Consider the following 10,737-nt stretch of genomic DNA (forward strand, 5'->3'; position numbering starts at 1 on the left):
ATGCGTCAAAACGATCTGCCCGAAGCGCTGCGCCAGCTGACCGATATGGCGCGCTCGGTGCGCGCGCTCGCCGATTATCTCGATCGACATCCGGAAGCGCTCGTGCGCGGCAAGGGAGGAGGCGGCCAATGAATCCGACGATCAAGGCGGCGCTTGCCAGCCGTTGCCCCGCGCAGTGCGAACCGCTCGCGCGGTCGAGCCGGCCGGCCGGCGGCGCGACGAGGGCGATGCGGCGTGTACCCAATTTTTCGCTCCCGTTGCTGCTGACGATGACCTTGGCGAGCGCATTGTCCGGCTGCGGCCACAGCCCGCCGACGCGGTACTTCTCGCTCGATGCCGTGCCGGCGAGCGCGCCGTTGGCGACGGCCGCCATGCCTCCAGTGCAATTGGGCGCCGTGCGCGTGCCGGCCGCGCTCGATCGGCCGGAGGTCGTCGCGCAGGACGGCGAGCATCGGCTGACCGTGCGCGACACCGATCGATGGGGCGCGCCGCTCGGGCAGATGATGCGGCGAGCGCTCGCGCAGGACCTGCTCGCGCGACTGCCCGCCGGTACGTTCGTGCTGCCCGATGCGCCGGCTCCGGACGGCGCGCGCGGCATCGTCGTGACCGTGCTCGATCTGCGCGCGAACACGAAGACAAACGGTCGCCTGACGCTCGAAGGCAGTTGGACCCTGACCGCGGGCCAACCGGCGAAAGCCGTGGCGACGCAGGCCGTCTCGTTAAGCGCGCCGATGAGTTCGGGCGATTCGGCCGCAATTGCCGATGCGTTGAGCCGCGTACTCGGACAGCTGGCAGACCGAATCGCCGTTTCCCTCGAGGCGCAGCGTTAAACGCCGCCAAGCGTTCCCCGGCGTTGTGGCCCTAGAAAAAATCCACGTCTTTGGGTCCGATGCTTGCTGCTCCCCCACGGGGAGCGCCCTTCACGCGCCTATCATCGGGCGACGCCGGCAAGTTTTCCCGAGTCGAGTCGACACCCGTTCCCGAAGAGCGGCCACGGAGCCGCGAGGTCATGCGAGATGGCAGTAGCCGCCGATGCTTGTTTCCCGCCCAAGCACAATACTGGGCACTTCGTTCGGTTCTATCACGCCGAGTCCTTGCTCGTCGGCGAGATCGCCGAGTTCGCCGCCCGGGCGCTTCGCGCGGGCGGGCGCGCCGTGCTCATCGCCACGCGCGCGCATCTCTCGGCGGTCACCGCGCGCTTGCAGGCGCTGCAGGCAGGCGAGGCGGCGCTGGCCTCACCCCCGCAGCGGTTCGTCGCGCTCGACGCCGACGAGGTGCTCTCGCGTTTCATGGTCGACGGCTGGCCCGACGAAGCGCGCTTCTTCTCGTCCGTGGGCACGTTGATGGGATCCGTGGCGGTGCAAGCCGGCGGTCCTGTGCACGCGTTCGGCGAGATGGTGAGCTTGCTGTGCGAGCGGGGCTTGCATGATGCCGCGGTTCGGCTCGAGACGCTTTGGAACGAACTCGCGAAGCGTTGCTCGTTCACGCTGTTCTGCGCCTATCCGCACGCCCTTTTTTCGAATGCGGAACACAGCCCCGTTTTCGAACACATTTGCGCGGCTCATACGCATGTCCTGCCGAGCGAACTGTTGACGGGAGCCGACGACAAGCAGACGCACCGCCTCGTTGCGATTTGGCAGCAGAAGGCGCTGGCGCTCGAGCGCGAGGTGGAACGCCGCAACGCGGCGGAAGCGACCCTGCGGGCCGCTCAGCGCCAGCGCGACGCGCTGTTCATGAATGCCCCCGTCGCGGCCGCATTGTTGAGCGGCCCGGCGCATGTCTTCGAACTGGCCAATACGCGTTTTTGCGAGCTCGCGGGTTGCGCCGAACTCGCGGGCCGCCCGTTTTCCGAGGTCTTCGCCGAAGCACGGCTCGGCGGGGAAATAGGCTCGCTGATGACCCAGGCGTTGGCGCAGGGCGAATGCATCGTCAGAGAGGATTTGCGCATCGACGTGACGCGTGCCGACGGCGCGTTCGAGCCGCGCTACTTCACGTTCCACTTGGAACCGCTGTCTTTTCACGAGCACGCAATCGACGGCGTCATCGCCGTGGCCGTCGATGTCACCGAGCAGGTGAGGGCCCGCACGCGATTCGAGAAGTCTCACGCGGAGCGCGAGCGCCTCGTCGCCGAATTAAGAGAAGCCAGTCGCGCGAAAGACGAATTTCTCGCCATGCTCGGCCATGAGCTGCGCAATCCGCTCTCGCCGATCGTCACGGCGCTGCGGCTCATGCGCATGCGCACCGACAGCAATACGTTGCGCGAGCAGAGCATCATCGCGCGGCAGGTCGATCATCTCGTGCGGCTCGTCGACGATTTGCTCGACATCTCGCGTATCACGCGCGGCAAGATCGCGCTGAAGCCGCGCACGGTGAGCGTCGACGAAGTGCTGGCGAACGCGGTCGAGATGGCGGACTTTCTGATCGAGCAGCGCGAGCATCGGCTGGTGATCGACATCGAGCCGAACCTCGTCTGGGACGTCGATGCCACGCGGCTCGCGCAGGTCGTTTCGAACTTGCTGATGAACGCGGCGCGTTACACGAGCGCGGGCGGGCATGTCGAACTGCTCGCGCGGCTCGAAGCGAACGGCATGATCGCCGTCAGCGTGAGCGATGACGGCATGGGCATCGCACACGACGTGCTGCCGCGCGTGTTCGAATTGTTCTTTCAGGGCAAGCGCGCCCTCGATCGCGCCGAGGGTGGGCTTGGCATCGGCTTGGCGCTCGTCAAGAACTTGGTGGAGATGCATGGCGGCAGTGTCGTCGCGGCAAGCGACGGGCCGGGGCTCGGCAGTACGTTCACCATTCGCGTGCCTGGCCGGCAGGGCGCGCGCCGCCCGGCGCCCCGTACGCCCCACGCGCCGGCTCCCGCACGGGCGCACACCGGCGCGCGACGGGTGCTGCTCGTCGACGACAACGTCGACGGCATCGAAGCGCTAGCCGAACTGCTCAAGGAGTGCGGACATCAGGTGGAAGCCGTTTGCGATCCGGCGGCGGCGCTGCACATCGTATCGCGGTTCAAGCCCGACATCGCCGTGATCGACATCGGGCTGCCGGGCATGGACGGCTACGAACTCGTACGCCGGCTGCGCGCCGAGCGCGCGAGCCGCGGGTGCTTGTTCGTCGCGCTGACAGGCTACGGACAAGACGCCGACCGTCATCGCAGCCGCCAAGCCGGCTTTCATCATCACTTCGTCAAGCCGCTCGACCCGCCGCGCCTGCTGCACCTTATCGAAACGCTCGCGCCGCGCGCGCCTTCCGTCGCGCAAGAATAGTGGGGCGCGCCGGCCCGCCGGCCAGACTACGCCGCTACGACGGCGAGTTCTGCACGTGCTCCAGCCGAGTGGCGAGGGCCACGTGCAGTGCGTCGAGCACGGCCGGTTCCGCGTCGCTGACCGCCCACCACGTCATACCGTGATCGTTCCAACGCGCGAGCGCGTAGCCGTCGCTCGAGAGGGCGGCCGGCGCGCGGTGCGCCGGGGCGTCCGCTTCGGGCATGACGTAGACGTCGATGACATGCTTGCGATACCGATACACGAGCACGGCCACGCGCCGATGGTCGATGTAGTCGAGCCGCCCGCCCGTCAACGTGAAGCCTTGTGCCGCGAGGTCCTCGACGGGCGGCGCGTAGTCGAGCTTGCCGTTGAACCAGGGCTTGACCGTATGCTGGTCGGACGAGACCACGTCGATGTCGTGTCCCGAGAGTTGTGCGCGAACGTGACTCGCGACGAGTTCGTCCACGAACGGCGCGGCGGTGCTGCCCGGACGATGCGAAACGAGCGCGAGGCTCGCGACGAGTGCGACGGCGGCGATCGCGACGCCCGCCGGCCAGCCGAACGTTGCGGCGCGCCCGCGTGTGCCTGCGGCCCGTTCGCCGCGCGGCGTGCGCCATGCACCCCAAGCCCAGCCGAACGAACGGGAGCCGGGGCGCTCGGCGTGCCCTTTCGGGTGGGCGTCGGGCTGTGACGGCTCGCGCGGCGGCGTCTCGTCGGTGCGCGATCCCGGGCGTGTCGGCGCAGGTATTTCCGTGGCGTTTAACGCGGCGCCGGCTGTCTGTTCCGGCGCCGGTTCGACGGCCGGGAGCGCCGCGATCAGGCGAGCGCGCAGCGCTTCGGGTGCACGAAAATACTCGGCCGAGCGCGTGACCTCGCTGACGACCCGCAGCGCCTGCGCTTCGCGCCGGCATTCGGCGCACGTCGCGAGATGCTGCTCGATGCGGCGCGCGTCCGCGGCCGACAGTTCGTTATCGATGCGGGCGTCGAGGAGCGGGCGAGCTTCATTGCAGTCCATCGGGACCCTCCTTGGCGATCGTGTCGACGCCGCCGGCGCGTTCCTCGCGCAGCGGCGCAAGCAGCACGGCGAGCTTGCGCCGGCCACGCGCGAGCCTGGACATCACCGTGCCGATCGGCAAATCGGCGACGACCGCGATATCGCGATAGCTCATATCCTCCAGCTCGCGCAGGATCAGCACCTCGCGAAACTCGACCGGCAATTGTTCCAGCGCTTCGCGTACGAGCCGCGCGTGTTCGCCGCGCAGCAGCAGCGTTTGCGGATCGGCATAGACGGCGCAGGTTTCGTCGAACACACTGGTTTCGTCGAGGTCGTCGTCGAACGGCGCAACCTCGCGGGAATGCGCGCGCCGCTGCCATTCGGTGTACCACGTGCGGCGCACGATCGCGAGCAGCCAGGGGCGCGCGTTCTCGCCGCGGAACGTATCGAAGAAGCGAAACGCACGCATGAAAGCTTCCTGAACGATGTCGTCGGCGTCGCCGGCGTTGCCGCTGAGCCCGCGCGCGAGGTTGTACGCCGCGTCGAGATGCGGCAACGCCACTTGCTGAAAGCGGCGGCTGCGCTCCGCTTCGTCGCGCGCGTTCGGCGCGGACGCGGGTGCTGGCGACGCGGGCTTGTCGGGTTCGGCCACCGGGGACGCCTCCTTGGTTGACCGCTGCGATACCGGAGAGGCGTCCAGTTTATTCCCAAGCGGCGCGGCCGCGCCGATCGATCGCCGGGCGGGCGGCGGCGCGCCGCGCCTGCGCCCCGCCGCCGTCCACGTCATGGCCTGGGCGGAACAGGGCGGCTTCATGGCTCACCGCCCGACGATGGTGCCGACCATCATCGGATGGATCCCGCAAAAGTAGCCGTACGTGCCCGGTGTGGCGAGGACGGTTTCGAACGAGTCGTCCGTATCGAGCGCGTGCGACGGCTTGAACGCGCCGGCCGCGCTGACGATCGTATGCGGCTCGTCGTCGCGATTGGTCCAGACGATGCGAGCGCCGGCCGGTACCGTGAGCGCCTTCGGAGAAAACGCGAAGTTATGAATCTCGATCCGAAAGGTCGCCCCGCCCTGGACCGCACCGGCCGTGTCGCCGCCGGAGGAGGAAGCGGCGAGCGCGTCGGGCATCGAGCGCACGGCCAGGAAGACAGCCGCCGGCGCTAGCGCCAGTGCGCGCACGATCGAGCGGCGGGCCGGGACGAACGGTTTCTTTTTGACATGGCTTTTCATGAAAGCGCCTCGTCGGTCAGGGCCAGCGTTTGGCCTGCTTGCACATGGCGCACTTCGCGCACGCCGAGGTAGGTCGCGAGCCGATCGGGCGGCACATCCTTCATCGGCCCAGGTCCGGGGCCGACACCGGGCGCGGGCTGCGGGTACGCGGTCGAGCGCGCGGTGTAGAAGGTGACGTTGCCTTCGACCTTTTGCTGGATCTGATGGATGTGCCCATTGAGCACGGTGACCGAGCCGAAGCGACGCAGCATCGCCATGGCTTCGCCCGAATCGTCCGTGCCCCAGCCCCATGACGGATAGAGCGACCAGAGCGGCATGTGCGCGAACACGACGATCGGCGTCTCCGACGTACGGGCGCTTAAGTCCTGCTTGAGCCACGCCAGTTGGTCCGGGCCGAGCCAGCCCAGGCCGCCGCCTTTTAGGTTGAGGACGTTCACGAGCGCGACGAAGTGCACGCCGCGGTGATCGAAGCTGTACCACCCGCCCTCGGTTTGCTTTTCGCCGAAGCGGCGGAAGAATTCGCCGCCGTTGTCGCCGATCACGTCATGCTCGCCGGGCACGAAGAACGCACGGTGTGTGCGCGAGCCGCGCATCAGCTGATTGACGGTGTCGAACTCGTCCGGTCGAGAAAGGTGCGTGAGGTCGCCCGTATGAATGATGAAGTCGGGCTGCACGCGTTGCGCATCGATGCGAGCGAGCGATGCTTTGAGCGTGCCGACGACATCCGGGTTCGGCGCTTTGGTGAAGCCGATATGCGAATCGCTGATTTGGACGAAGCTAAAGGTGGCGTCTTTCAAATCGGCGGCCGCGGCGTCGGCGTCCGCCGCGCCGCCTAGCGTGCGCGCCTGCAGGACGCCGGCATGCATCGTCCAGAGCGTGCCCGCCCCGGCCCATGCCATGCATTTGAGAAAGCGGCGGCGGTCATTTGCCGGGTGACCGTTGTGGTCGTCGTCGTGGTCCATCTCCGTCCTCCTGTGGGAATGAAAAGCGCGTATGCGTGCGGGATACGGCGCGCTTTCGATGGAGGCGCGTCGCTCGACACGCATGACTGGAGGACGGAGCTTGTTTATTCCCATTGCATAACCATGGGGGATGAAAAAGACGTGGGGCGGTGGGTGTGCGAGCCGGCAGCGTCGGAGTGAGGAGACGAAACGGACGAAGCCGGGGAGCGGCGACGAAGCAGATAAATTTCATCCGGGTATTATTACGGCGATATTTATATCCGGGTATTATTCGACCACTTTCTCTGACGGAGCATCGCCGTGTCACCTCTCACCGCGTCACCGGAACCTAGCCTCTTCACCTGTTTCGAGGGCCATCGACATGTCGCGTCGGGCACGTTGCCCACCGTCGTGTTGGCCGGCAAGCAGCTCACCGCCGGGGACGGCGCCCTGGGTCCCGTTCTCATCTTCGACAATCGGACGGGCCGCTCGGTCGACGTCGACTCACGCGGCTCCGACGACGAGGTACGCGCACGCTTGAGCGCCATGCCGGGCGCGTGCGGACCAGTGGATGCGGCTGACGCGGAAGGCGCGGCCTCGGATGCCGACGAGGCTGCATCGCCGCGAGGGCGCGGTCGGCCGAAACTGGGTGTGATCGCGCGGGAGGTGACGCTCTTGCCGCGGCATTGGGATTGGCTGGGCGCGCAGCCGGGCGGCGCGTCGGTGGCGCTGCGCAAGCTCGTCGAGGAGGCGCGTCGTACGCACGCGCAGCGAGATGCCAGGCGTGCCGCGCATGAGCGGGCCTATCACTTCATGTCCGCGATGGCCGGCGATTTGCCGAACTTCGAAGAGGCGTCGCGCGCCTTGTTTGCCGACGAGCCCGCGCGCTTCGGGACGCAGATCGCAGGCTGGCCGTTAGACGTCCGTCGCCATATCGAATGGCTCGCGTTCGGTGACCCCGCCACCCCGACGCCCGCGTCCGCGCCCGTGAACTAATTCTGCGCTTCGCGGCGGCCTGATCCGCGTCGCCAGGATCTCGGCGATGTTTGCGAGGCAGGCTGCCGGCGCCGCGTCATTTCGGCTTTGTGTCGCTCGCGGGCGGGCGCCGGGCGATCGGATCGCGGGGCGGTTTTTGCGGGCGTTTGATCGGCATATTGTCCGGATTGTGGGCGCTCACTCCGCTGGCTGGCGATTGCGGCGGCTGGACCATGGAGGCGCCCACGTTCGTCGCCGCGTGCTGCGCGACGGCTGACGTCGCAAAGCCCAGGCACCCGGCGATCAACAAAGCGGCTGCGCCGCGTGTCGGCTTTCGGTCGATTGCATCCATATCGGCGGCTCCTCGGCGGGAAGTCCCGCGGCTGGGCGAATGTTTCACCAAGGCATTCGCTCCGAACCGAGCAGCAATCGAAGGGCCAGGTTCCGGCCCGACGCGGCTACCGCCCAGCCGCCGCGATCTCGTCCCGCACCTGCGCCCCGATTTCGAACGAGCGTAGGCGTGCCGCATGATCGTGGATCTGCCCGGCCAAGATCAGCTCGTCGGCCTGCGTTTGGGCGATGATCGACTCCAGCCCCGCGCGTACGGTTTCCGGACTGCCGACGGCAGAACACGCGAGCGCGTGCCGCACGCCCGCCAATTCCATCTCCGACGCATCGAGCTGGTCGACCGGCGGGGGCAGCTGCCCGGGCGTGCCGCGTCGCAGGGCGATGAACTGTTGCTGCAGCGAGGTGAAGAGCCGCTCGCCTTGCGCGTCGGTCTCGGCTGCGAACAGGTTCACGGCGACCATCGCATAAGGCTTGGCCAGCGCCGCCGACGGCCGAAACTGCGAACGATAGAGATTGAGCGCCGTCAGCAGGTGATCGGGGGCGAAGTGCGAGGCGAACGCAAAGGGCAGCCCGAGCCCTGCGGCCAATTGCGCGGAAAACAGCGACGAGCCGAGCAGCCAAATGGGCACGTTCAAGCCGGCTCCCGGAACGGCGCGCACGCGCTGGCCCGCGACGGGCTCTGCGAAATAGCGCTGCAGCTCGACCACGTCATCGGGAAACCGCTCCGCGCTGTCATGCAACTCCCGCCTCAACGCGCGCGCCGTGGTTTGATCCGTACCCGGCGCGCGGCCGAGGCCGAGATCGATCCGATCGGGATAGAGCGAGGCCAGCGTACCGAACTGCTCGGCGATGACGAGCGGCGCGTGGTTGGGGAGCATGACGCCGCCCGAGCCGACGCGAATCGTCTTCGTGCCGCCGGCGACATGACCGATGACGACGGCTGTCGCGGCGCTGGCGATGCCCGGCATGTTGTGATGCTCGGCGAGCAAAAAGCGCCGGTAACCCCAGCGCTCTGCGTGCTGCGCGAGATCGAGCGAGTGGCGAAAAGCGTCGGCCGGCGTTTGGCCGAGCGGAACGGGCGAAAGATCGAGCACCGAAAACGGAATCATCGTCGAGGAGCGCCGCCGGGCGCGGATGCCCTGCAAGCGGCTGCAAGAAAAAGGAGAGGGCATTGTGCCAAACGGCCAATATCGCTGCTGGCGCGCTGAAAGAAGCCCTGTCCGCATCAGGGGCACTGGGGGCTGTGCACAAAGAACGACAAGCGACCGGCAGGTAGTTGCATAGCTAACGAAATGCCGCTAAAGTGTGACACATGTTCGATCACTGCCTTTACTTCAATACGTCGGCGCTGGCGCGGCGCCTGGAGCGCGAGTGGGCCGAGGCCTTCGAGCCGTTCGGCGTGACGCCGCCTCAAGGCTTCATGCTGCGCGCGATTCTCGACCGTCCAGGCATGCTGCAACACGAACTGTCCGACGTATTGTCGATCGCCCGCCCTACGGCGACTCGCGCGCTCGATGGCCTGGAGCAGCGCGGCTACATCGAGCGGCGCAGGGTCGAAGGCGACGGACGCGAAGTGGCGATCTACCCAACGGTCGAGGCGCTGGCGATCCAGCGGGCGCTGAACGACGCCAGCGGCGCGGTTACGGCCAGGCTCAAAGACCGCATGGGCGGCTCGACGTTCGCCGATGCGGTGGTCAAGATCCGCACCGTTCGCTCGTCGCTGGAATGACAAGCATTTTTTTGAAACAAATAGTTGCATAGCTAATTATCCGAAGAAAGGAGTCTTGGCATGACCAACCCGAACCCGGAAGGACAAACGAGCAAGACCGTGACGCCGGCCCGCACCGGAGCGCTGACATGGGGCGCGGGTCGAACGGATTCGCCGAAGAAGGCGCACGTCGATTCGATCGCCGCCAACGCGCGTGACTATGCGATGGTGCGCATCGGCGCGCTGTGCGGTGCGAGTTGGCTGGCGGCGGCGGTGCTGTATTTCGGACGTCACAGCGTTGCATTGATGGCGCTCAGCGGCGTGGTCGCGCTGGCGGGATTCGATCTGGCTCGGCCGGAGTGAACGCTCGGGCAATCGATTCGCGCGGCGAAGGCGGGCGCTGATGGACGCACGGCCATGTCAATCCGCTAACGTTTCGGGCGCAGGTAGAGCATGGTGCCTTCGGGGCTCGTCGCTGCGACGTCGTACGCTGCGCTCGCATCGGCGGGAGAAATGGGAAGTGCCGCTTGCGACGTGCCGCCGACGCCAAGAAACACGCAGGCGAGTCGGCCTCGCTTAAACGCTTCAAGGAGGCGGTCCTCATCCTGCCGAAGAACGGTTTCGACGAGACCTGGGCCTTTCAACGGCGATGCCAATCCCGACTCGGCGTAGTAGATGCCCTGGCGCTGGGACAAGATCAGGCAATTCTGGCCGGACCTGGAATGCGCTTTGATGAACGCAAGCTCATCTCGCACGATCGGGTCTTCGGTTTGGCTTCCTCGCGCGTGTCGCTGCATCAGGTCGCCGCCGAATTCCGGTGTACGCGCGAGAAAGCTGCCTGCTGACAACACGAGGAACGCGAGCGCCGCGACGGGAATCGCGATCTGGCCGAAGGGCTGCAATACGCGCGTGCGGATCGCTCGAAGCGCCTTGTCGGCGGCCATCGCCGCGATCAGAAGGGCGGGCCAATAGACGCACATCAGCACAAAGATGTGCGAGCGGCCCTGGTAGTAGACGAAGAGCCCAAGTCCCAACATGCTCAGGAAAAACGTCAAGTCCGGTTTTGACGATGCGGGCGCGGCGCGCCAGCCCGACAGAGAAGACAGCAGGCCTAACAGGTATACGCCGAGCACCGACATCCACGGATGCGGTGGTAGCGGCAACGGGAGCATGTAAAGACCGGCCGCATAGAACACCTGCTGGTACTGCGTCATCCAGGCGATATGGAGCGGTGCGTGGGCCTTCCAACTCAGCCAACCCAGAAA

General features: G+C 66.9%; 11 protein-coding genes. 5 read left to right on the forward strand and 6 right to left on the reverse strand.

What is annotated here, in order from left to right:
• Positions 1-128 precede the first annotated feature (128 nt).
• On the forward strand, positions 129-830 hold the full coding sequence (locus ACTHNR_RS07505; protein WP_440546943.1) for a PqiC family protein: 702 nt from the start codon (positions 129-131) through the stop codon (positions 828-830).
• Between the two features lie 186 nt (positions 831-1,016).
• On the forward strand, positions 1,017-3,272 hold the full coding sequence (locus ACTHNR_RS07510; protein ID WP_440546944.1) for an ATP-binding protein: 2,256 nt from the start codon (positions 1,017-1,019) through the stop codon (positions 3,270-3,272).
• A gap of 34 nt (positions 3,273-3,306) precedes the next feature.
• Here ACTHNR_RS07510 and ACTHNR_RS07515 read toward each other — a convergent pair whose 3' ends face one another.
• The 4 genes from ACTHNR_RS07515 to ACTHNR_RS07530 form a co-directional block, all read right to left on the reverse strand.
• Positions 3,307-4,287 carry an anti-sigma factor family protein gene (locus tag ACTHNR_RS07515; RefSeq protein WP_440546945.1) on the reverse strand — a complete coding sequence of 327 codons (981 nt, stop codon included), beginning with the start codon at positions 4,285-4,287 and terminating at the stop codon, positions 3,307-3,309.
• The gene (locus ACTHNR_RS07520) at positions 4,274-4,918 is read right to left on the reverse strand and encodes an RNA polymerase sigma factor (RefSeq protein ID WP_440546946.1); all 645 of its coding nucleotides are present in this window, start codon (positions 4,916-4,918) and stop codon (positions 4,274-4,276) included. Before ACTHNR_RS07520 ends, ACTHNR_RS07515 begins: the two co-directional genes overlap by 14 nt.
• 165 nt (positions 4,919-5,083) lie before the next feature.
• The gene (locus tag ACTHNR_RS07525; protein ID WP_440546947.1) at positions 5,084-5,500 is read right to left on the reverse strand and encodes a cupredoxin domain-containing protein; all 417 of its coding nucleotides are present in this window, start codon (positions 5,498-5,500) and stop codon (positions 5,084-5,086) included.
• Positions 5,497-6,462, reverse strand: a complete 966-nt coding sequence (locus ACTHNR_RS07530; RefSeq protein WP_440546948.1) for a metallophosphoesterase family protein — start codon at positions 6,460-6,462, stop codon at positions 5,497-5,499. Before ACTHNR_RS07530 ends, ACTHNR_RS07525 begins: the two co-directional genes overlap by 4 nt.
• A 300-nt stretch (positions 6,463-6,762) precedes the next feature.
• Between ACTHNR_RS07530 and ACTHNR_RS07535 the strand changes: the two genes are divergently transcribed.
• Positions 6,763-7,437, forward strand: a complete 675-nt coding sequence (locus ACTHNR_RS07535; RefSeq protein ID WP_440546949.1) for a DUF2239 family protein — start codon at positions 6,763-6,765, stop codon at positions 7,435-7,437.
• A gap of 437 nt (positions 7,438-7,874) precedes the next feature.
• Here ACTHNR_RS07535 and ACTHNR_RS07540 read toward each other — a convergent pair whose 3' ends face one another.
• On the reverse strand, positions 7,875-8,873 hold the full coding sequence (locus ACTHNR_RS07540; protein WP_440546950.1) for an LLM class flavin-dependent oxidoreductase: 999 nt from the start codon (positions 8,871-8,873) through the stop codon (positions 7,875-7,877).
• A 203-nt stretch (positions 8,874-9,076) separates the two neighbouring features.
• Here ACTHNR_RS07540 and ACTHNR_RS07545 point away from each other — a divergent pair, with 203 nt between their 5' ends.
• The gene (locus tag ACTHNR_RS07545) at positions 9,077-9,493 is read left to right on the forward strand and encodes a MarR family winged helix-turn-helix transcriptional regulator (RefSeq protein ID WP_440546951.1); all 417 of its coding nucleotides are present in this window, start codon (positions 9,077-9,079) and stop codon (positions 9,491-9,493) included.
• Between the two features lie 60 nt (positions 9,494-9,553).
• Complete coding sequence (locus ACTHNR_RS07550) at positions 9,554-9,835, forward strand: hypothetical protein (RefSeq protein ID WP_440546953.1); 282 nt, start codon at positions 9,554-9,556, stop codon at positions 9,833-9,835.
• Between the two features lie 65 nt (positions 9,836-9,900).
• Here ACTHNR_RS07550 and ACTHNR_RS07555 read toward each other — a convergent pair.
• On the reverse strand, positions 9,901-10,737 hold an 837-nt coding region (locus tag ACTHNR_RS07555), incomplete at its 5' end, for a hypothetical protein (protein ID WP_440546952.1).

The sequence above is a fragment of the Trinickia sp. genome (assembly GCF_051954495.1).
Taxonomy (GTDB): domain Bacteria; phylum Pseudomonadota; class Gammaproteobacteria; order Burkholderiales; family Burkholderiaceae; genus Trinickia.

Bases quoted from the DNA above. Each gene is read 5' to 3' on its own strand.
- ACTHNR_RS07515 (WP_440546945.1), bottom strand. From the start codon at position 4,287: ATGGACTGCAATGAAGCTCGCCCGCTCCTCGACGCCCGCATCGATAAC.
- ACTHNR_RS07505 (WP_440546943.1), top strand. From the start codon at position 129: ATGAATCCGACGATCAAGGCGGCGCTTGCCAGCCGTTGCCCCGCGCAG.
- ACTHNR_RS07550 (WP_440546953.1), top strand. From the start codon at position 9,554: ATGACCAACCCGAACCCGGAAGGACAAACGAGCAAGACCGTGACGCCG.
- ACTHNR_RS07540 (WP_440546950.1), bottom strand. From the start codon at position 8,873: ATGATTCCGTTTTCGGTGCTCGATCTTTCGCCCGTTCCGCTCGGCCAA.
- ACTHNR_RS07545 (WP_440546951.1), top strand. From the start codon at position 9,077: ATGTTCGATCACTGCCTTTACTTCAATACGTCGGCGCTGGCGCGGCGC.
- ACTHNR_RS07525 (WP_440546947.1), bottom strand. From the start codon at position 5,500: ATGAAAAGCCATGTCAAAAAGAAACCGTTCGTCCCGGCCCGCCGCTCG.
- ACTHNR_RS07530 (WP_440546948.1), bottom strand. From the start codon at position 6,462: ATGGACCACGACGACGACCACAACGGTCACCCGGCAAATGACCGCCGC.
- ACTHNR_RS07510 (WP_440546944.1), top strand. From the start codon at position 1,017: ATGGCAGTAGCCGCCGATGCTTGTTTCCCGCCCAAGCACAATACTGGG.